Below are 19,528 nucleotides of genomic sequence, written 5' to 3'. Positions count from 1 at the left end.
TCACTGTCCTAACCGTTCGAGGAGGTCGGGAACATGAACCTGGTCGGTTTTGTAATTGCCGGTCAGCATGTACATCATGATGTTGACGCCGGCGCGGTAGGCATATTCACGCTGCGCTTCATCCGAGGGCACTGTCGGCAGGATCGGGACCCCGTTGGCATCGACGGCCCAGGCGCCGGCAAAATCATTACCGGTGATGAGGATCGGCGAAACGCCATCGGCCGTCGCTGCCGATTTTTCGCTCGGCTCGCGACCGCCCTGACGTGCCTCGATCCATAGGGCGCTGCCGGCATAACGACCGGGAAAGCTCGACAGAAGATAGAAGGATTTCGTCAGCACATGATCTGATGGCACCGGCTCGAGCGGCGGGATGTCGAGATTGGCAAGGATTGCCTGCAGCCTCTCGCCATTGGCACTGACATTCCCGCCATTGTCCAGGGCGCTGATCTGGTCACGCGTGTCGAAAAGCACCGTGCCGCCATTGCGCATATAGGCGTCGATACGGCTGATCGCCGCCGATGACGGCATCGGCGCCGTTGCCGACACCGGCCAATAGATGATCGGATAGAAGGAGAGCTCGTCCTTGGTGAGATCGAGACCCACAGGCGGCGCCGGTTCCAGCGTCGTGCGGAAGGTCAGGAACTGGGTCAGTCCCTCAAGGCCGCGCTCGGATATATTGTCGACCTCCTGCTCGCCGGTGACGACGTAGGCAAGATGCGTATTGTCAAGCCGCTGCAGGATGAGATCGTCGCCAGGCCGGGAGTCGTCGGCGTGAAGCGTGCCGGGCTGGGCAAGAAAGCCTGCCGCGACTGCGATCGCGATCATCGTTGCCATACGGCCGGCGGGGCGCGATCGCGAGAAGGCGCCGTTCATGAAAAGCACAATCAGGCTATCGGCTAGAAGCAGCAGAAAGGCCGCGAGAAAAAGCGCAGGTTTTGCCGACCAGCTTTCGCCGCCGATCAGGCCTTCGCGCACCGCATTTATCCCCGTCGCGTCAAGCGGTTTCAATTCAGCGTTATCCGGCAGCACGTTCAAGGAGGTGAAACCGTCCTCGGAGCCGTAGAGCCCGGGCGGGTTGTCGAAATTCGCCGTCGGCTCAACTCCGGCTTTCGGAATGAGCGGCCGCGCCGAACCCGTCTCGGAGACGAGCGTGCCCTTTGCCGTCAGCATGCGGAATGGCGGCAGGCTTTCCGAGACACGCGCATTGCCGCGCGTCTCCGACGTCACGCCGCCCGAGCGCGATATCTGAAGGAGGTGGCGCAGCATATCGACGAAAGTGCCCGAGATCGGCAGATCGGACCAGGTCGCTTCCGCGGTGACGTGGAAGAGGACGATCTGGCCGGATGCGAGCTGCTTCATCGTGACCAGCGGCGTGCCGTCGGCAAGGCTTGCCCAGGTGCGTTCAGCAAGGTCGGGTGTCGGCTCGGCGAGCACCTGCCGTTTGACGACGACATCGACAGGACGCGGTATGCCCGCGAATGGCCCTATGCTTGGAAATTCGGCAAGCGACTGCGGTTCGCTCCAGGACAGGGTGCCGCCCAGCGCACGTTCTCCCTGGCGCAGGATGACCGGAATGAGCGGATCGTCGGCGGGGGCCGCCGCCATGCGCGGGCCGGCGAAACGCAGGAGCATGCCGCCGTTCGATATCCAGCGTGTCAGAGGCTCGTAGGTCTCCTCCGGCAGGCGGCCGATATCGGCCATGATGATGATTGAGGGGTTGCTGACGAGAAGTTTCGGTATCGCGACGGCCAGATCGGAATCCGTGGGCTGGATGAGATCAGCATAGGGCTGCAGCGCCCGCTGGATGTAGTAGAGCGGCGAGAGCAGCGGTTGGAATTCATCGGCTCCGGTGCCGGACAACAGCACGACACGTCGGCGCTTGAATGCGTCGTCGAGAAGGTGGACCGCGCCGGCCGTCGCGCCGCTGTCGACGCTGATCCGCGCGAAATCGTTACGCATCTCGAAGGGAGCCGTGATCGAACTTGTGGCGACGCTCTGACCGGGGCGGAAATCTGCCCTGCCGTTGGCGATCGAGCGGCCCTGGGCATCGACGGCGTTCAACGCCACGGATGCGGGGCGCGAACTGTCGAGCCGTGTGACCTTGACGGTCATGGCGTCGGCCGCATTGTTAGCCGCGGTGACGGCAACCGTCTTCGTGGCATCACCTTCGATCAGGCGCAGATCGGCGGGCTGGAGCTCGGCTAGCCTGCGCACCGTCGCGTCATCGGTCTTTGCGGCGGCACCGTCGGTCAAGAAGGCGAGAGTGCCCGGCTTGACGCCGTTCAGGGCCGCCCGCAGCGCCTGAAAGGCGCGCTCGCGGTCCGGGACCAGCGGCCGCGGTTCGGTCGCGCGCAACTTGTCGCGGGCGTTCGCTGCCGTGCCCGGTACGGCGTCGTTGGTAGGGTCGGCGGTGAAAGTGATCGACACCGGCATGCCGGCGGATTCAGCATCGTCCACCAGCGCGTCGGCGGTTTGGATGCGACGCTCCCAATCGGGCGCCGCCGCCCAGCTGTTGTCGACGAAGAGGACGAGCGGGCCGCTCGATGCGAGCGAATTGGTGCGCGGATTGAAGACCGGATCGGCAATCGCAAGGATGATGATGGCGGCGAGCAGCATGCGCAGCAGCGTCAGCCACCAGGGGCTCTGCGCCGGCGTTTCCTCTCGCTTCAAAACCGAGGCAAGGATCTTCAGCGGCGGAAAGACTTCCGTTTTGGGACGTGGCGGCGTCAGCCGCAACAGCCACCAGATGACCGGCAAAGCGATGAGGGCGCCGAGAATGGCGGGGTAGGCGAAGGCGAAGGGAAGGGCGCTCATAGCAGCCCTCCATGCGTTGCCTTGGCCGGCATGCCGGACAGGTACATGTGGACCGCGACCAGGGCTTCCGAGGCAAGATGATCGGTGCGGTGGGTCGTAAAGGTCCAGCCGAGATGACGCAGCGACTGGCCTAGGCTCTCCCTGCGGGCGAGGTAGGCGTTGCGATAGGCCTCGCGGATGTGTTCGGCGCGGCCGGAGATGAGCTTGGTCCCGGTCTCCGGATCGGTGAATTCGGTGCGGCCGCTGTAGGGAAATATCTCTTCGGCGGGGTCTGATATCTCGACTACGTGGCCGTGCAGGCCGCGGCGGGCAAGCGGGCCGAGCCGCTCCATGATTGCCGGCGCGTCGTCGAGGAAATCGCCGATGAGCACGAGATCGCTCCAGCCGCGGATCATTCCCGTTTCCGGCAGTCCACCGGTCAGCGGCGCGTGCACGAGCGCGGCTGCGAGGCGTTCGGCGGCATTGCGGGTGGAGGCGGGCTCCATGATGCCAGGGCAGCCGATGCGCTCGCCGGAGCGGGCGAGGATTTCGGCAAGCGCCAGCATGACGACCAGCGCCCGGCTTTCCTTGGAGACGCTGCCGTAGCTCGATTTGTACATCATCGAAGGCGACATGTCGCACCATAGCCAGATGGTGTGCGCTGCCTCCCATTCGCGCTCGCGCACATAGGTATGGTCGTCGCGGGCTGAGCGGCGCCAATCGATTCGCAACAGGCTCTCGCCCTCGGCATAGGGTCGGAACTGCCAGAAATTCTCGCCGATGCCGCGCTTGCGGCGTCCGTGCCAGCCAGCGATCACCGTGTTGGCGATGCGCTTGGCTTCCACCAGACAATCCGGCATCAAGGCGGCCCGCTGCCTGGCGCGGGAAAGGGCATCGCTGCCTGACGTCGGGTTGACGGTCTGTCCGATAGATGCCACGCGTCCGGCTTCCTTATCCCTTTGCCTGCTTGACCAGTCCGGCGACGACGTCGCGGACCGACATGCCTTCGGCGCGAGCGGCGAAAGTCAGAGCCATGCGGTGCTGGAGAATGGGTTCGGCAAGCGCGAAGACATCGTCGAGAGACGGCGCGAGGCGGCCTTCATAGAGCGAGCGGGCGCGCGCGCAAAGCATCATTGCCTGGCCGGCGCGCGGGCCTGGACCCCAGGCGACGTTCTTGTCGGTCGAGGCATTGCCGTGGCCTGGGCGGGCGGAGCGCACCAGGGAAAGGATGGCGTCGACGACCGTCTCGCTTACCGGCATCTGGCGCACCAGGGTCTGGATCTCGATCAGCCGCTGTGCATCGATGATGGCTTTCGGCCGCGTTTCCCCCAGGCCGGTCGTCTCGAGAAGGATCTGGCGCTCGGCGGCGAGCTCGGGATAGTTGACGTCGACTTGCAGCAGGAAGCGGTCGAGCTGGGCCTCGGGCAGGGGGTAGGTGCCTTCCTGCTCCAGCGGGTTCTGGGTGGCGAGCACATGGAAGGGAGCCGGCAGGTCATAGCGCTGGCCGGCGATGGTGATGTGATATTCCTGCATCGCCTGCAGAAGCGCCGACTGAGTGCGCGGCGAGGCGCGGTTGATTTCGTCGGCCATCAAGAGCTGGGCGAAAACCGGTCCTTTGACGAAACGGAAGGAACGGCGGCCGCTGTCGTCCTGGTCCATAACCTCCGAACCCAGAATATCGGAAGGCATCAGGTCCGGCGTGAATTGGATGCGGTTGGCGGCAAGGCCGAGCACTTCACCGAGCGTCGTCACCAGCCTGGTCTTGGCAAGGCCGGGGACGCCGACGAGCAGGGCGTGGCCGCCGGAGAGCACGGCGAGAATGGTGTTCTCGACCACGCTTTCCTGACCGAAGATCACCTTCGAGACTTCCCCGCGGATGGCGGCGATATCGGAGAGCGCCTTCTCGGCGGCGGCGACGATCGCCTTTTCATCGAGGCTGGCTTCGGTCTTCATCATACCCATGGGCATCTCCAACGGCTGAAATCATTCGGCAGCGAATCGGCGGGCTTATACATCTGCCTCATACTCGATAGAGTTATGGAGATGCGACGGGCTGACAAGTTCGCTATAAATGACTATCTCGTGACTTCACTTCGTTAAGGACAAACCGGGACGGAAGAATGGCAGCCGAGGAAATCAGCAGACAGGCGGATGCGGCGGGGCTTGCCGCGCTGATTTCGCGCGCGTCTGCCGAAAACAACGGAAAAAAACGCGGCCTGCCGCCCGTCGAGCAATGGAATCCGCCGTTCTGCGGCGATATTGACATGGAGATCAGGGCCGACGGCACCTGGTTCTACATGGGTACGCCGATCGGCCGGCCGGCACTGGTGCGGCTGTTTTCGACCGTCTTGCGGAGGGATGAGGATCAAAAGACCTATCTCGTGACTCCTGTGGAAAAGGTCGGGATAAGGGTCGTCGACGCGCCGTTCATCGCCGTCGAGATGAGCGTAACGGTGCGCAAGGGTCGCCAGGTGCTGACATTCCGCACCAATGTCGGCGATGTCGTGGAGGCGGGAGGAGAGCACCGGCTGCGCTTTGCGACTGCGGGCGATAATGCCGAACTGAAACCCTATCTGCATGTGCGCGGGCGGCTGGAGGCGCTGGTGTCGCGCGCGGTGATGTATGAACTGGTCGCGCTCGGCGAGATCCTCGACGTGGAGGGGCAGGCGACGTTTGCGATCCGCTCCGCCGGCGAGGTCTTCCCCGTCATGCCGGCCGATGAATTGGATGCGCTCAGCCAATGAACGACGCGATCACCCAACGTTATCCGCTGTTCTCAGCAGCCGAATTCCGCCGCCGTGCGCTCAACCAAAATGGCGGACCGGTGGACCATGCCTGGCGCGATCATGGCGACCATGTCCTCAATCCGGACATCGTGGCTGAGGTGGCGACCTTCAAGCTGCGGGATGCCGCGGTGCTCGTGCCTGTCGTCGACGACGGCGAGGAAGCGCGTGTAATCTTCACCAAGCGCACGACGACGCTGCGCAAGCATTCCGGCCAGATCGCCTTTCCCGGCGGTTCGATTGATCCGGCCGATATCTCGCCCGAAATGGCGGCGATCCGCGAGACGGAGGAGGAGATCGGCCTTTCCGGCTCCTTCGTGGAAACCGTCGGGCGGCTGCCGAACTACCTCGCCTCGACCGGTTTCCGCATCACGCCCGTGCTCGGTGTCGTCAAGCGTGGTTTCGCGCTGACGCTGAATCCGGCCGAGGTCGACGACGTTTTCGAGGTGCCGCTTTCCTTCCTGATGAACCCGATCAATCATGGCCGCGACAGGCGGGTCATCGACGGCATCGATCGGCATTTCTATCGCATGCCCTATGAAACCAGGATGATCTGGGGCATCACCGCAGGCATCGTCCGTACACTCTACGAAAGGCTTTATGCATGACCGGCATTGCCGACCAAGCATGGTTCCGCGACCCGGCGCTCGGCCGGATCCTCGCGCTTCTCAATGACGACGGCGGGGAAGGGCGTGTGGTCGGCGGCGCGGTGCGCAACAGTCTGATGGGCCTACCGGTCAGCGATATCGACATTGCCACGACGCTGACACCGGAGATCGTGATGGAGCGGGCGGCAGCGGCCGGCGTCAAGGCGGTTCCGACCGGCCTGCAGCATGGCACGGTGACGCTCGTCGTCGATGGCAAGCCTTTCGAGGTGACGACGCTGCGTACGGACGTCGAGACCGACGGGCGCCGCGCCAAGGTCGCCTTCAGCACCGATTGGAAGGCCGATGCCGAACGGCGGGACCTGACAATCAACGCGCTTTATGCCGACGCCAACGGCGAGGTGGTGGATCTCGTCGGCGGACTTGCCGATATCGAAACGCGCAACATCCGCTTCATCGGCGATGCCGCCAGGCGAATTGCCGAGGACCACCTGCGCATTCTTCGCTTCTTCCGCTTTTTTGCCTATTACGGCTCCGGGCGGCCGGACGCCCAGGGTCTGAAGGCCTGTGCGGCGGCGCGTGCGAAACTGAAGACACTGTCGGCCGAACGCGTCTGGTCGGAGCTCAGAAAACTGCTCGGCGCCGCCGATCCAGGCCGGGCGCTTCTCTGGATGCGGCAAGTGGCGGTGTTGACGGAAATTCTGCCGGAATCGGAACGTTGGGGGATCGATGCCATCCCTTCTCTGGTCGCTACTGAAAAGGCGCTCGGCTGGGGGCCCGACCCGCTGCTGCGCCTTGCGGCAATCGTGCCGCCCGATGCGGTTCGGCTGGAGGCGCTTGCGGCCCGGCTGAAACTCTCCAATGCGGAAGCGGCCGCTCTCAAGGCCTGGGCAATAGAGGCGCCGGTCAACGACGAACTCTCGCCGGCCGCCTTCGAACGGCTGCTTTACCGCAACGGTCCCGACGGCATCGTGACGCGGCTGAAGCTGGCGCTTGGCGTTTCGCGCGGCAAGGCTGAGGTCGATCTTGGCGAAATGGCACGCTCGGCGCGACTCGGCAAGCTCCTGGATAAGGCCACGACCTGGAAGAAACCGCAGTTTCCGGTGAATGGCGGCGATGTGATTGCGGCGGGCATCGCATCCGGTCCTCGCGTTGGCGAGTTGCTAGCGGTGCTGGAAAATCAGTGGGTGGAGGAAAACTTCGCCTCCGACCGGGCGACGCTGCTCGCCCGGCTGCAGGAACATACGCGATAGCGATACCGCGTCGCATCGGTGATGCAGCGCTGCTGTAGTCCGTCGGCATCAGGACCCAGGCACCGGCCCTCAGGCGGCGGTGGCTTCGTCGCGGATGCGAGCCTTGATGTTATCAACCATGTTCTCGCGTATGGTCGTTTCGCCGTGAGCAGTCCTCAGGTGCTCCACGGCGCGGCGAACCACTTCTGCGTCATTATCCGCCCGGGTGTGCCAGGCGCAGCCGGGAACGAGGGTGCCGCATTCGAAAAGTCGCATGGTTTTCTCCTCTGTCTGAAACGCAACGGCCATCGCGCTTTCACGGATTGATGAAATGTACGTGCGAAGAGAAGGTTCCGGCCGGCAGGAGGTGGCGACCGGAGAGGGTGGTTCAATCGGGCATCGCCCAGGCTTTGTAGGTTTCCGAGAGGTGGCCGGGCAGGTTGTTGTTGGCCGCCTCATTCTGCAGATCCTCCGGCGTCTTTCCGCCGGCCAGCTGCAGCTTGACCTGCTCGATGAAGCAGCACAGGGGCAGATCGGAGCCACTCTTGGCCCGCAGTTTCTCGGCAATACGGATTAGGAACTCCGGTGTGTCGACCGCACGGAGCGTTTCCTGGACATCCGTGGACGCAGGCGAGCCGCTTTGTGTCGTCATGACAATCCTCCTCCGATTGTTACGCACGTACACATAAAGTTAGGACTCACTGAATTTTTATGAAGGTCCCTCAGTCGAATTATCGATGAGATTTTACAGTCTCACGGCCAGCGAACGACCGGAGGCAGCGATGAGAGAATGGATTCGACATTGCCGCCCGTCTTCAGGCCGAAGATCGTGCCGCGATCATACAGCAGATTGAATTCGACATAGCGGCCTCGGCGGATCAATTGTTCGTCGCGATCGGCTTCGGTCCACTGCTTGTTGAAGTTGGAACGGACGATCTTCGGATAGACCATGGCGAAAGCCCTGCCGACATCGCGCGTGAAGGCGAAATCCGCGTCCCAGCCGCCGGCGTCCTCGCTCGAATGCAGCCAATCATAGAAGATGCCGCCGATGCCGCGGGGCTCATTGCGGTGCTTCAGGAAGAAATATTCGTCGCACCAGGCCTTGTAGGCGTCGTAGTCGGCGACGGCGTGATTGCGGCAGGCGATCTCCATGGCCTTGTGAAAGAGCTGGCTGTCCTCGTCATCCTGCGTGCGGCGGCGCGACAGCACCGGCGTCAGGTCGGCGCCGCCGCCAAACCAGCGGCTAGTCGTGACTACCATGCGGGTGTTCATATGCACGGCCGGAACGTTTGGGTTCACTGGATGGGCGATCAGCGAGATGCCCGACGCCCAGAAACGCGGATCGTCCTTGGCGCCAGGTATCTGAGCGCGAAAGTCATGAGAGAATTCGCCGTGGACGGTGGAGGTGTGGACCCCGACCTTCTCGAAGACGCGGCCCTCCATCATCGACATGCGGCCACCGCCGCCGGCGTCGTTTTCACGCGACCAATCCTTGGCTACGAAGCGGCCGGGCTCCTGATCTGAAAGCGGACCTTGCAACTCGTCTTCGAGGGCTTCGAAGGAGGCGCAGATCGTATCGCGCAGCCCCTCGAACCACCTGCGGGCGGCCGCCTTCTTTTCCTCGATGTCGTCAGGCAAGCCGATCGGCAGTTCCGGTCTTTCCATGTCACGCCTCCGCGGCCGGCATCCTGTAAGGACACGACTCGCTCATTCCTCGTTGCTCGCCACATCTAGCAGGTGGCGGCGGCCCTCGCCAAGCCGAGGTGAGCCCGGCCAGCGCATTCAAGATTCGACTCGCAAATCAAGTATTTCGGTACTACCTTTTCCGAAGAGGTAGGTTTGATGGCAAAAATTCCAGGACCTCCGTCCTTCGACGGCCTGAAGCGCAGAATGGCGAAACACCGGGCAGAAAATCCTACCCGCAGGAAAGACCATTTTGTACGCGAGACATATTGTCTCGGCCTCATCGACGCACGCGCAAAGGCACGCGAATGGTTCGACGAGTACCCAAAAGCAGCCTATTGGACCGAAGTGGAGAGCTGGCGCCAGCTCGACGGCGACCGGATCGAATTCACCATGCGCCGCCTGCCTTCGGCCGACTGACCGTCATTCCGCGGCAGTCCGCACGCGGCTTTCAATCAGCAATCCGCTTTCATCCATGATCGGGTGCGCAACCGAGACGATGTGGGCGTTGATGCGCTTCAAATCGCGCAGCATGTCGAGATGCAGCGAGCTTGTCTGAAGGCTGTCGGCACGTCCGTCACGCAGACGTTCGAGATGGTGTTCGGCCGACTGCTTCTCCATGCGGCGGACCTCGACTTTCGTTTCCATCATTTGGCGCGCGAGATTGAAATCGCGGGTGACGAAAATTGTCTGGGCGACCCGCAAGTTATCGATTGTCAGATCGAACAGCTTGCGCAGTTCCTGGTGGCCGTCTTCGGAAAATCTCAGTCCGAGCGAAATCTTCTTTGTCACTTGTTCCGCCAGACCCTTCTCGATGATGTCGCCCATATGTTCGAGATTGATGGCATAGTCGATAACGACAATGGTGCGGCGGCCGTTTTCGTCGCTGAGGCCTTCGCGGCCGAGCTTCGAGAGGTAGACCTTCACCGCCTGCTGCAGCCGGTCGACACGCTCTTCGAGGGCTGCAATCTCGGCAAGCTTGGATGCGTCGTTCCGTTCGAAGGCGTCGGAAACCCGCATCAGCATGCGCTCGATGAGATCTCCTATGCCGAGCACTTCCCGAGTGGCGCTGGCAAGGGCAATGACCGGCGTCGAAAGTTCCTGCGCGTCAAGATATTTCGGAGCGTCCTCAGGCTCCGGCTGATCTGGCACTAGCCGAGCCATCAATACGGCGATCGATCGTGAGAAGGGCCAGGCGAGCGCGGCAAGCAGAAGATTGAAAGCCAGATGAGCGTCAACCGGCAGCTTCGCCGGACCGAAAGGCAGCATCCGGATAAGTTCGGCACCATAGCCCACCAGCGGCAGGACGATGAAACAGCCGAGCGTGCGAACGGCGAGATTGCCGAGGGTGACGCGTCGTGCCGAGACCGGCCCGGACAATGTCGCAACAACAGGCGGTATTGCGCCGCCGAGATTGGCGCCAAGTACCAACACAATAACGAGTTCTGCGGAGATGAGCCCGGTCGACGCGATCGATAGGATGAGTACTACGACCGCGAGGCTTGACGAAGAGACGAACGCGAGCGCTGCCGAGAAGAGGAGCGCCACGGGCAGGGCGCCGCCCAGCAGGCTGATGAAGGCAGCTAGGGCGGGAGAGTCACGCATCGGCTCCGTCGCAAGGCTAAGAAGATGCAGCGAGAGCAGCATCAGCCCGACCCCGACAAGCGCTATCCCGCCGCCCTTGCTGGTGTTGGAAGGGCCGCGGCAAAGCACGATACCAGCGAGGATAAGTAAAGGTGAGAGCCATTCGATGCCGGTGGCGACGATCCAGGCGGTGATCGCAGTGCCGACATTGGCGCCGAGCAGGACAATCTGCGCCATGCGCGGCTTGATGAGATCACGTTCGACAAAGGAGGCGGTCATCAGCGCCGTTGCGGTCGAGCTCTGCAACGCGACGGTCGCCACGAGACCCGACAAGAATGAACGAGCGCTGCCCCGTGTGCCGGTCGCCAACCCCGTTCTCAGCCGGGCGCCGAAGGCTCTGGACACCCCGTCCTTCACTTGCGCGAGGCCGAACAGCAGCAGTGCCACGGCTCCGAACAGGTTGATCATGATGATCGTGGAATCCATTTCTTGTTTTATTCTGCTTTCTTTTAGCCTAGAGCTGCGGTGGCCTGAGGCGGTTCTCCACAAGCCATTGAATTTCCGAGGATCGCGCGAGACTTTTGGTTTCCCGGCTAATTAAATATACGCCGGATTGACCGATTGGCAATGTCGATTTCCGACACTCGCCGGTTAATCGGCAATCGCTTGTAGGCGGGGCCAATCAAGCCCACAGGGTCTGGCGCATCGCCTCACCGACGATCATGGCTGACGCGACCGCGACGTTGAGTGAGCGCTGGCCATCGACCATCGGGATCAAGATCCTGGCGTCGGCTCTCTCATGAACGTGGTCCGGCACGCCGGCGCTTTCGCGCCCGAAAAGCAGGATGTCATCAGAATGGAAGGCGAAGTCGGTATAGCGATCCGCAGCCTTGGTGGAGGCGAGGATCAGGCGGCGGCCGGCCGTGGCGCGCCACGCCTCGAAGCGGTCCCAGCTGACATGGCGGGTCAGCGCGGCGGCGGCGATATAATCCATTCCCGATCGTTTCAGGTTGCGGTCGGAGACGTCGAAGCCGGCGGGCTCGATCAAATCGACGGCAAAACCGAGGCACGCGGCAAGGCGCAGGATCGTGCCGGTATTGCCGGGAATGTCCGGCTGGTAGAGTGCCAGTCTGAGATCTGTCATTGAGGCGCCGCCTATTCTTTTCGACGCGGGAGGCCTAATACAACTGTGATTTCGGCGCAACGGGGCGCGGTTTGGCCCGAAAACGTTCGATGTATATCCGTAAAGGCCTAGAAATTTCGCGGTTTTCGCGTTATGCATGCACCTCTTCCAACGCCAGCAGGGAGGGCCACATGAATATTTTGCTCAATATGCGCTTTCCCGCCGTGATGCCGGTCAAGGTGACATGGCGCCGCTAGAGCGGGCTTCTTTCTAAAACTTCCCTTTTGATCCATCGCGCGGCTGTTTCAGCCTCGCCCCTTGAACGTCCGGTTCCCATATGTGCTTGCATGGCGCTGAGATGGCGCAAAGCCGGGAGCCGGAACGCTGGTGTTTCGGAGCAATTTCATGTTTGGCTGGTTCGAACAGCGACTCAATCCCTTTCCGAGCGAGGAGCCCGCGGCTCCTCCGAAAGGCCTCTTTGCCTTCTGCTGGCATTACAGCAAGCCGGCGGCGCCCTGGCTCGGCCTGATGGCGGTGCTGACTTCGCTGATCGCCATCGGCGAAGTGGCGCTCTTCCAGTTCCTGGGCGATATTGTCGACTGGCTGACTAATGCCGATCGTTCAACCTTCCTGCAGACGGAAGGCTACAAGCTGTTTTGGATGGGGGCGCTGGTGCTTGTGGGCTTGCCGCTGGCGGCCGGGCTCGATTCCCTCATCATGCACCAGATGCTGCTCGGCAATTATCCGATGATGGCGCGCTGGCAGATGCACCGCTTCCTGCTGCGCCACAGCATGTCGTTCTTCGCCAACGAGTTTGCCGGGCGCGTCGCTACCAAGGTGATGCAGACGTCGCTTGCCGTGCGCGAAACTGTGATGAAGATCCTCGACGTCTTCGTCTACGTCGTCAGTTATTTCCTGACGATGATCATCGTGATCGCGGCGGCCGATTGGCGACTGATGATCCCGATCCTCGTCTGGCTCGCCGTCTATGTCAGCATTGTCTCTTATTTCGTGCCGCGGCTTCGCAAGATCGCGGCCCAGCAGGCGGATGCGCGCTCGATGATGACGGGCCGCGTGGTCGACAGCTATACGAACATCGCGACCGTCAAGCTGTTCTCGCACGCGGGACGCGAGGAGATCTATGCCAAGCAGGGCATGGACGAGTTCCTGCAGACCGTGCACACGCAGATGCGCAAGGTAACGCTGTTTCATATAAGCGTTTATGTGAACAACTGCCTCGCGCTTTTCGTCGTCTCGGGCATGTCGATCTGGTTTTGGCTGAACGGGGCGATCTCCGTCGGCGCGATCGCCATCGCCATCGGTCTTGCCATGCGCGTCAACGGCATGTCGCAGTGGATCATGTGGGAAGTCTCGGCGCTGTTCGAGAATATTGGCACGGTCTATGACGGCATGGAGATGATGAGCAAGCAGCACGACATCATCGACAAGCCGAATGCGCCCGCGATGACGGCAAAGAAGGGGGCGATCCATTACGATCGCATCCGCTTCCACTATGGCAAGGGCAAGGGTGTTATCGACAATCTCTCGCTCGATATCAAGGCCGGCGAGAAAGTCGGCCTGGTCGGTCGCTCCGGCGCCGGCAAGACGACGCTGATGAACCTGCTGTTGCGTTTCTACGATCTGGAGGCGGGCCGCATCACGATCGACGGGCAGGATATATCGGGCGTCTCGCAGGAGAGCCTGCGTTCGCTGATTGGCGTGGTGACGCAGGACACCTCGCTGCTGCACCGCTCGATCCGCGACAACATCGCCTATGGCCGGCCGGAGGCGAGCGACGCCGAAGTGATCGAGGCCGCCAAGCGCGCCAATGCCTGGGAGTTCATCGAAGGCCTCGTCGACATGCAGGGCCGCCAGGGGCTCGACGCGCAGGTCGGCGAACGCGGCGTCAAGCTCTCCGGCGGCCAGCGCCAGCGTATCGCGATCGCCCGCGTGTTCCTGAAGGACGCGCCGATCCTGGTGCTCGATGAGGCGACATCGGCGCTCGATTCGGAGGTCGAGGCGGCGATCCAGGAAAACCTCTTCGCTCTGATGGAAGGCAAGACGGTGATCGCGATCGCCCACCGGCTTTCGACGTTGACGGAGATGGACCGGCTGATCGTGCTCGACAAGGGCAGGATCATCGAGGCCGGTTCGCACGCCGAACTGATCGGAACCGGCGGCATCTACGCCGACCTCTGGAACCGCCAGTCCGGCGGCTTCCTCTCTGATCACGCCGAAGAGGCGGAAGAGGCTGCGGAATGAGAGAAGCCCTCTCGGCGTAGTCGGGAAGGGCTTGCCATTTATGACTAAGATCTGTGCTCGCCAGATGAATGTCCAGGACCGGCGCCGGTCCTGTCGGCCCAATCTTTAAAGACTGTCGGCCCAGTCGATCACGCGGTCATGTTCGACGACGATGATGGTGTTGGCGGCTGCGATCGTGCGCAGCGTCACGATGCGGCGGCGCTCCTCGCTGTCGAGCCAGGCGGCGATGGCATCGGTGACGATCACGTCGCGCGGCAGCGCCAGGTCGAGAGCCAGGGCATCCAACCTTTCTGCAAGCGGAAGCGGAATATGCGCATCGAGCATTTTCGTTTCCATGAGCCTTCTCTCCGGTGAAGCGCGATCCTATCGTCAGATTGTGACGGGTTCGGGGGCAGTCAATGGCGATGCCGCCGATGTTATCGTTGATTACCAAAATATAAGGTTGCGTCCGCTTATCATTCCCTTTGCCGCTCCTCTCAATCCGCCTATATCGCTTCCATGTTTCTGCGACCCGTCTTCCGCCTGTTCGAAACCTGGATCGATCCTTTCCGCCCACGCGACAACTTGCAGCCGCCGCGCGCTACTCTCGGATTCATCTGGTTCTACATCGGCCAGGCGAAGATGCCGTTCATCGCCATGCTCATTCTCGGCGGCATGTCGGCGGCAATCGAGGCCGCACTCTTCTGGTTCGTTGGGCGTCTGGTCGATATTCTCGCCAGCACCACGCCCGGCGCCGGCTGGAGCGGCCTTCTCGCGGCCCATGGCGGCGAGCTGTTCGGCATGCTCGCTCTCATCGGCGTCGCGCGCTTCGTCGTCGCCTTCTTGATCGCGCTCGTCGACCAGCAGGTGATCACGCCCGGCTTCTATAATCTAGCACGCTGGCAATCTTATCTCCATGTCTCCCGACAGTCATTGTCGTTCTTTCAGAGCGATTTCTCCGGACGTATTGTCACCAAGGTCTGGTCGGCAGGGCAGGCGACCGGCGATCTCGTCACTTCGCTGATGGAAAGCGTGTGGTTTGTCGGCATTTATGCCGCAACCACGATCGCGCTCGTCGCCCGGCTGGATTTTTCGCTCGCAGCCGTCGTGCTGTTCTGGCTCGGCGCTTTCAGCCTGCTCGCTCGCCATTTCGTCCCGCGCATCCGTTATCACTCCCGCGAAACCGCGGAAGCCGGATCGATGCTGAACGGCAGGATGGTCGATTCTTACAGCAACATGCAGACACTGAAGCTGTTTGCACGCGACGAGGAGAGCGATCGATACATGCGGCAGGGCTTCGACATCTACCAGGATACGGTGCTGCGCTTCACGCGGTTCATCACCGGTGTGAGGGCCTCGATGGCGCTGCTCTCCGGCCTGATGATCGTAACGATGGCGGGATTGAGCGTCGATCTCTGGCTGCGCGGCCTCGTCAGCTCGGGCGCGGTGGCATTCTCGCTTGCATTGGTGCTCCGGCTGAATTTCCTGCTCGGGCGGCTGATGACGCAATTCAACGGGATCATGCGCAATCTCGGCACCATCCAGAACGCCGCGGAACTGATCTCGCAGCCGCTCGGGCTTGTCGATCGGCCCGATGCAAAGAGCCTGGCGATCCGGCAGCCAGGCATCCGTTTCGACAATGTTTCCTTCCGCTACGGCAAAGGCCAGCAGCCGATTGTCGAGAATTTCTCCCTGACCATCCGCCCGGGCGAAAAGGTCGGGATCGTTGGCCGTTCGGGCGCGGGAAAATCGACGTTGATGAACCTGCTGCTGCGTCTCTATGACCTCCAGGAGGGGCGCATCCTCGTCGACGGCCAGGATATATCGGCCGTGACCCAGGAATCGCTCAGGATGCAGATCGGCGTTGTCAGCCAGGACACGTCGCTGCTGCATCGTTCGGTGCGCGACAATATCCTGTTCGGACGGCCGGATGCCGGCGAGGAGCGGCTGGTCGAGGCGGCCAGGCGCGCCGAAGCCATCGACTTCATCTCGCGCCTGCAGGATCAGCAGGGCCGTAGAGGCTTCGACGCGCATGTCGGCGAACGCGGCGTCAAACTGTCGGGCGGCCAGCGGCAGCGCATCGCCATTGCCAGGGTCATGCTGAAGGACGCCCCGATCCTCGTGCTCGACGAAGCGACGTCGGCGCTCGATTCGGAAGTGGAGGAAGCGATCCAGTCCAATCTCCACCGGATCATGGAGGGCAAGACGGTGCTTGCAATCGCCCACCGGCTGTCGACGATCGCCGCCCTCGACCGGCTGATCGTGGTCGATCTTGGTCGGATCATCGAGGAGGGTAGCCACGACGAGCTGCTTCGCCGCGGCGGGCTCTACGCCGAACTCTGGGCACGCCAGTCCGGCGGCTTCCTCGCGTCCGACGGAGGCCAGGCCTCAAGGATCGATGGCGAAATCCGCCATCAGGCCAAAATGGTTTGATCCGAAACTGTTCGGGATGCGGCGGACCGATTTCAGCCGTAGGGGCGCTTTGCTGAAAACGTGATCGATCGCAATACCGAAGGGGCCGGCGATGATCGGCCACGTGGCTGGTTCCAGCGACACCGTACCCAAGCCCTGGCTGCGCATGAGATACTGCATGTCAGGAGCCAGAATCGAGGTGTTGAAGTCGCCGGCAAGCACGAGCGGTCCCGGCAGCGAAGGGATAAGCTCGGCGAGATCTTCGATTTCAAGGCCGTGGAATTCATCGTAATAGGGCTTGGTCAGGTGCGCGGCGAGGAAATTGACCTTCCGGCCGTCGAAATCGATCGTCGAGATCGTCAGCCGGTTGCGCCAGAGGAGCCCGAGGTTGCGGATGTGGGGCTCGATGAGAGGGCGCTTCGACAAGACGAGCGTATCGCATTGCTCCATGCCGATGCCGCAGCCGACGTAATAAGGATAGGTCTGCAAGAGCCGCGGCAGTTCGGACAGCAGCGGCTCGGCCTCGAGGATGTTGACGACATCGGCGCCAGAGGCGATGACCATGTCGGCGATATCACGGCCGTTTGCGAAATTATCATTCTCGATGTTGAAGGACATAAGCCGGAAGAGAACAGGGCGGCGCTCGTCGATGGCGGGTTCTACGAATTCACGCGCCATCACGACACCATGGACGGCGAGCATCACCGACACGCCGAGCGTCAGCAACGCGTACCAATGCCGTTTGACGAGAAAGGCCGCGACGGAAGCGACCGCTGCGGCCAGCGCCAGGTGGAGTTGGAAGCTGTAAAAGAAGGAAAGCAGATAGAAATCTTTGACGTAGCGCAGAGAGATAATGGCGAGGACAAGGGTCGTGAGGACGCTGAATACGCAAAAAATCGTGTCTCTCATCCGCTTCGGTCCGGCTTGCTGGCTTGGCTGCGACTGCGCCTATCATGCCAGCTTTTTTGTTGCAATGCAGCATAACGGCAAGTGGGTATTTGCCTTAAAAAGTTCATCGGAAATTTCCCGCGACATTGTGCCCACATCCCCTTGTCAAGGCTGGACATAATTTGCGATCAAGCTTAGAACGCGCCGGATTACCGGGGAGTCTATGGCCGAATTGTGTCTAGAGAGATTCGTTGGTAGAGGGGGCAGGGCGGAATTCCGCGATATTTGCGCAGAGGATGGTTAAGCCGTGAGCGAACACGAAACGACAAGCGAGGCTTCGACAGAGCCCACTCGCCGTGATTTCCTTTATCTCACCACTGGTATGGCTGGTGCTGTCGGCGCCGCAGCGTTCGCATGGCCGTTCATCGACCAGATGCGCCCGGATGCGTCGACGCTGGCGCTGGCTTCCATCGAAGTCGATGTCGCAAGCCTCGAGCCCGGCATGTCCTTGACGGTGAAGTGGCGTGGCAAGCCGATCTTCATCCGCAACCGCACGCCGGAAGAAGTCAAGGCCGCAGCCGATGTTCCGATGTCGGACCTCAAGGATCCGGTGGCCCGCAATGCAAACCTTCCTGCCGACGCTCAGGCAACGGGCGTCGACCGCTCGGGCGGCGAAGGCAAGGAAAACTGGATCGTCATGATCGGTACCTGCACCCATCTCGGTTGCGTCCCGCTCGGCCAGGCCGGCGAATACAATGGTTGGTTCTGTCCCTGCCATGGCTCGGTCTACGATACGGCCGGCCGCATCCGGAAGGGTCCTGCGCCTGAGAACCTGGCGATCCCGACCTTTTCATTTGTGTCCGATACCAAAATCAAGATCGGTTGAGGGGAGACTGATTCATGAGTGGCCATTCCAGCTACGAACCATCAACCGGCTTCGAGAAATGGGTCGATGCGCGCCTGCCGCTGCCGCGCATGGTGTATGACAGCTTCGTGGCATATCCGGTTCCGAGAAACCTGAACTATGCCTATACTTTTGGCGCCATGCTCTCCGTCATGCTGGTCGTGCAGATCCTGACGGGTATCGTGCTCGCCATGCATTACGCCGCGGACACAGCGATCGCCTTCAACTCCGTTGAAAAGATCATGCGCGACGTCAACCATGGCTGGCTGCTGCGCTACATGCATGCCAACGGCGCATCCTTCTTCTTCGTCGCCGTCTACCTGCACATCGCCCGCGGCCTCTATTACGGCTCCTATAAGGCGCCGCGCGAAATCCTCTGGATCCTCGGCGTCGTCATCTACCTGCTGATGATGGCGACCGGCTTCATGGGCTATGTCCTGCCCTGGGGCCAGATGTCCTTCTGGGGCGCGACCGTCATCACCGGCTTCTTCTCGGCCTTCCCGATGATCGGCGAATCGCTCCAGCAGTTCCTGCTCGGCGGCTTTGCCGTCGAACAGCCGACGCTGAACCGCTTCTTCTCGCTGCACTACCTGCTGCCCTTCATGATCGCCGGCGTCGTCGTCCTGCACATCTGGGCGCTGCACGTCACCGGCCAGACCAACCCGACCGGCGTCGAGGTCAAGACGAAGACGGACACCGTGCGCTTCACGCCATATGCGACGATGAAGGATGCGCTCGGCGTATCGGTCTTCCTGCTGGTCTATGCGTATTTCGTCTTCTATATGCCGAACTTCCTCGGCCATGCCGACAACTATATCCCGGCCGACCCGTTGAAGACGCCGGCACACATCGTTCCGGAATGGTATTTCCTGCCCTTCTACGCGATGCTGCGTTCGATCACCTTCAACATCGGCCCGATCGACTCCAAGCTCGGCGGCGTGCTCGTGATGTTCGGCGCGATCATCGTGCTGTTCTTCCTGCCCTGGCTTGATACCTCCAAGGTTCGCTCTGCGGTCTACCGTCCCTGGTACAAGTTGTTCTTCTGGCTGTTCGTGATCAACGCGATCATCCTCGGCTGGCTCGGGTCTCAGCCGGCGGAAGGGAGCTTCGTCATCATCTCGCAGATCTGCACGCTCCTTTACTTCGCCTTCTTCCTGGTTGCCATGCCGGTGCTCGGCCTAGTCGAGACGCCGCGGCGCATCCCGAACTCGATCACCGAAGCGGTGCTCGAGAAGCGCAACAAGACAGCTGCCGCCAGTGCAGCGGCCAATGCGTAAGCG

The 19,528-nt window shown here is 61.8% G+C and carries 18 protein-coding genes; 8 read left to right on the top strand and 10 right to left on the bottom strand.

Annotated features, from left to right (window positions below):
* From J2J98_RS15400 to J2J98_RS15390, 3 genes are read right to left on the bottom strand one after another with little or no spacing between them, the layout of a single operon-like run.
* A complete protein-coding gene (locus J2J98_RS15400) occupies positions 1–2,814 on the bottom strand; it encodes a DUF4159 domain-containing protein (protein ID WP_207601500.1) in 2,814 nt (937 codons plus the stop codon).
* Positions 2,811–3,731 (bottom strand): DUF58 domain-containing protein, encoded by a 921-nt coding sequence (locus J2J98_RS15395; RefSeq protein WP_207601499.1) that lies wholly within the window; start codon positions 3,729–3,731, stop codon positions 2,811–2,813. The genes J2J98_RS15400 and J2J98_RS15395 overlap by 4 nt, the downstream gene beginning before the upstream one ends.
* A 13-nt stretch (positions 3,732–3,744) precedes the next feature.
* Complete coding sequence (locus J2J98_RS15390; protein ID WP_064705765.1) at positions 3,745–4,755, bottom strand: AAA family ATPase; 1,011 nt, start codon at positions 4,753–4,755, stop codon at positions 3,745–3,747.
* A 158-nt stretch (positions 4,756–4,913) separates the two neighbouring features.
* On the opposite strand from J2J98_RS15390, the gene J2J98_RS15385 reads away from it, so the two are divergent.
* The 3 genes from J2J98_RS15385 to J2J98_RS15375 are packed head-to-tail and all read left to right on the top strand — an operon-like array spanning position 4,914 to position 7,434.
* Positions 4,914–5,537, top strand: a complete 624-nt coding sequence (locus J2J98_RS15385; RefSeq protein ID WP_207601498.1) for a DUF1285 domain-containing protein — start codon at positions 4,914–4,916, stop codon at positions 5,535–5,537.
* Positions 5,534–6,184: a CoA pyrophosphatase gene (locus J2J98_RS15380; RefSeq protein ID WP_064705763.1), complete on the top strand. Its 651-nt coding sequence runs from the start codon at positions 5,534–5,536 to the stop codon at positions 6,182–6,184. The genes J2J98_RS15385 and J2J98_RS15380 overlap by 4 nt, the downstream gene beginning before the upstream one ends.
* Complete coding sequence (locus tag J2J98_RS15375) at positions 6,181–7,434, top strand: CCA tRNA nucleotidyltransferase (protein WP_207601497.1); 1,254 nt, start codon at positions 6,181–6,183, stop codon at positions 7,432–7,434. The genes J2J98_RS15380 and J2J98_RS15375 overlap by 4 nt, the downstream gene beginning before the upstream one ends.
* Positions 7,435–7,503: 69 nt before the next feature.
* Here J2J98_RS15375 and J2J98_RS15370 read toward each other — a convergent pair whose 3' ends face one another.
* The 3 genes from J2J98_RS15370 to hemF all read right to left on the bottom strand — a co-directional run bounded on the left by J2J98_RS15370 (position 7,504) and on the right by hemF (position 9,078).
* Positions 7,504–7,689, bottom strand: coding sequence for a DUF1059 domain-containing protein (locus J2J98_RS15370; RefSeq protein ID WP_064706142.1), 186 nt, complete (start codon positions 7,687–7,689; stop codon positions 7,504–7,506).
* A 112-nt stretch (positions 7,690–7,801) separates the two neighbouring features.
* Entirely contained in the window at positions 7,802–8,065 is a 264-nt protein-coding gene (locus J2J98_RS15365) for a hypothetical protein (protein ID WP_064705761.1), read from the bottom strand.
* Positions 8,066–8,166: 101 nt separating this feature from the next.
* Complete coding sequence (gene hemF, locus J2J98_RS15360) at positions 8,167–9,078, bottom strand: oxygen-dependent coproporphyrinogen oxidase (protein ID WP_207601496.1); 912 nt, start codon at positions 9,076–9,078, stop codon at positions 8,167–8,169.
* A gap of 177 nt (positions 9,079–9,255) precedes the next feature.
* Here hemF and J2J98_RS15355 point away from each other — a divergent pair, with 177 nt between their 5' ends.
* Positions 9,256–9,516 carry a hypothetical protein gene (locus tag J2J98_RS15355; RefSeq protein WP_064705759.1) on the top strand — a complete coding sequence of 87 codons (261 nt, stop codon included), beginning with the start codon at positions 9,256–9,258 and terminating at the stop codon, positions 9,514–9,516.
* Between the two features lie 3 nt (positions 9,517–9,519).
* Here the strand turns inward: J2J98_RS15355 and J2J98_RS15350 are convergent, their stop codons facing one another.
* Positions 9,520–11,166 carry a Na/Pi cotransporter family protein gene (locus J2J98_RS15350; RefSeq protein WP_207601495.1) on the bottom strand — a complete coding sequence of 549 codons (1,647 nt, stop codon included), beginning with the start codon at positions 11,164–11,166 and terminating at the stop codon, positions 9,520–9,522.
* A gap of 196 nt (positions 11,167–11,362) precedes the next feature.
* Positions 11,363–11,824, bottom strand: a complete 462-nt coding sequence (locus J2J98_RS15345; RefSeq protein WP_064705757.1) for a tRNA (cytidine(34)-2'-O)-methyltransferase — start codon at positions 11,822–11,824, stop codon at positions 11,363–11,365.
* Between the two features lie 384 nt (positions 11,825–12,208).
* On the opposite strand from J2J98_RS15345, the gene J2J98_RS15340 reads away from it, so the two are divergent.
* Positions 12,209–14,065 (top strand): ABC transporter ATP-binding protein, encoded by a 1,857-nt coding sequence (locus tag J2J98_RS15340; RefSeq protein ID WP_207601494.1) that lies wholly within the window; start codon positions 12,209–12,211, stop codon positions 14,063–14,065.
* Positions 14,066–14,170: 105 nt separating this feature from the next.
* Here the strand turns inward: J2J98_RS15340 and J2J98_RS15335 are convergent, their stop codons facing one another.
* Positions 14,171–14,401: a hypothetical protein gene (locus tag J2J98_RS15335; protein ID WP_064705755.1), complete on the bottom strand. Its 231-nt coding sequence runs from the start codon at positions 14,399–14,401 to the stop codon at positions 14,171–14,173.
* Between the two features lie 162 nt (positions 14,402–14,563).
* Between J2J98_RS15335 and J2J98_RS15330 the strand changes: the two genes are divergently transcribed.
* The gene (locus tag J2J98_RS15330) at positions 14,564–16,477 is read left to right on the top strand and encodes an ABC transporter ATP-binding protein (RefSeq protein ID WP_207601493.1); all 1,914 of its coding nucleotides are present in this window, start codon (positions 14,564–14,566) and stop codon (positions 16,475–16,477) included.
* On the opposite strand, the gene J2J98_RS15325 is transcribed toward J2J98_RS15330, so the two are convergent.
* Positions 16,433–17,365, bottom strand: coding sequence for an endonuclease/exonuclease/phosphatase family protein (locus tag J2J98_RS15325; protein WP_207601492.1), 933 nt, complete (start codon positions 17,363–17,365; stop codon positions 16,433–16,435). The genes J2J98_RS15330 and J2J98_RS15325 overlap by 45 nt on opposite strands.
* A 286-nt stretch (positions 17,366–17,651) precedes the next feature.
* On the opposite strand from J2J98_RS15325, the gene petA reads away from it, so the two are divergent.
* Together petA and J2J98_RS15315 are read left to right on the top strand one after the other, a co-directional pair.
* On the top strand, positions 17,652–18,230 hold the full coding sequence (gene petA / locus J2J98_RS15320) for a ubiquinol-cytochrome c reductase iron-sulfur subunit (RefSeq protein ID WP_064705752.1): 579 nt from the start codon (positions 17,652–17,654) through the stop codon (positions 18,228–18,230).
* A 14-nt stretch (positions 18,231–18,244) separates the two neighbouring features.
* A complete protein-coding gene (locus J2J98_RS15315; protein ID WP_064705751.1) occupies positions 18,245–19,525 on the top strand; it encodes a cytochrome b in 1,281 nt (426 codons plus the stop codon).
* The last annotated feature ends 3 nt before the right edge of the window (positions 19,526–19,528 follow it).

It is taken from the genome of Rhizobium bangladeshense (genome assembly GCF_017357245.1).
Classification (GTDB): domain Bacteria; phylum Pseudomonadota; class Alphaproteobacteria; order Rhizobiales; family Rhizobiaceae; genus Rhizobium; species Rhizobium bangladeshense.
Note: the sequence above shows the minus strand (reverse complement) of the source record. Positions and strands in the feature narration are given on the sequence as shown.

Bases quoted from the DNA above. Each gene is read 5' to 3' on its own strand.
- J2J98_RS15400 (WP_207601500.1), bottom strand. From the start codon at position 2,814: ATGAGCGCCCTTCCCTTCGCCTTCGCCTACCCCGCCATTCTCGGCGCC.
- J2J98_RS15390 (WP_064705765.1), bottom strand. From the start codon at position 4,755: ATGGGTATGATGAAGACCGAAGCCAGCCTCGATGAAAAGGCGATCGTC.
- J2J98_RS15385 (WP_207601498.1), top strand. From the start codon at position 4,914: ATGGCAGCCGAGGAAATCAGCAGACAGGCGGATGCGGCGGGGCTTGCC.
- J2J98_RS15380 (WP_064705763.1), top strand. From the start codon at position 5,534: ATGAACGACGCGATCACCCAACGTTATCCGCTGTTCTCAGCAGCCGAA.
- J2J98_RS15375 (WP_207601497.1), top strand. From the start codon at position 6,181: ATGACCGGCATTGCCGACCAAGCATGGTTCCGCGACCCGGCGCTCGGC.
- J2J98_RS15370 (WP_064706142.1), bottom strand. From the start codon at position 7,689: ATGCGACTTTTCGAATGCGGCACCCTCGTTCCCGGCTGCGCCTGGCAC.
- J2J98_RS15365 (WP_064705761.1), bottom strand. From the start codon at position 8,065: ATGACGACACAAAGCGGCTCGCCTGCGTCCACGGATGTCCAGGAAACG.
- hemF (WP_207601496.1), bottom strand. From the start codon at position 9,078: ATGGAAAGACCGGAACTGCCGATCGGCTTGCCTGACGACATCGAGGAA.
- J2J98_RS15355 (WP_064705759.1), top strand. From the start codon at position 9,256: ATGGCAAAAATTCCAGGACCTCCGTCCTTCGACGGCCTGAAGCGCAGA.
- J2J98_RS15350 (WP_207601495.1), bottom strand. From the start codon at position 11,166: ATGGATTCCACGATCATCATGATCAACCTGTTCGGAGCCGTGGCACTG.
- J2J98_RS15345 (WP_064705757.1), bottom strand. From the start codon at position 11,824: ATGACAGATCTCAGACTGGCACTCTACCAGCCGGACATTCCCGGCAAT.
- J2J98_RS15340 (WP_207601494.1), top strand. From the start codon at position 12,209: ATGTTTGGCTGGTTCGAACAGCGACTCAATCCCTTTCCGAGCGAGGAG.
- J2J98_RS15335 (WP_064705755.1), bottom strand. From the start codon at position 14,401: ATGGAAACGAAAATGCTCGATGCGCATATTCCGCTTCCGCTTGCAGAA.
- J2J98_RS15330 (WP_207601493.1), top strand. From the start codon at position 14,564: ATGTTTCTGCGACCCGTCTTCCGCCTGTTCGAAACCTGGATCGATCCT.
- J2J98_RS15325 (WP_207601492.1), bottom strand. From the start codon at position 17,365: ATGAGAGACACGATTTTTTGCGTATTCAGCGTCCTCACGACCCTTGTC.
- J2J98_RS15315 (WP_064705751.1), top strand. From the start codon at position 18,245: ATGAGTGGCCATTCCAGCTACGAACCATCAACCGGCTTCGAGAAATGG.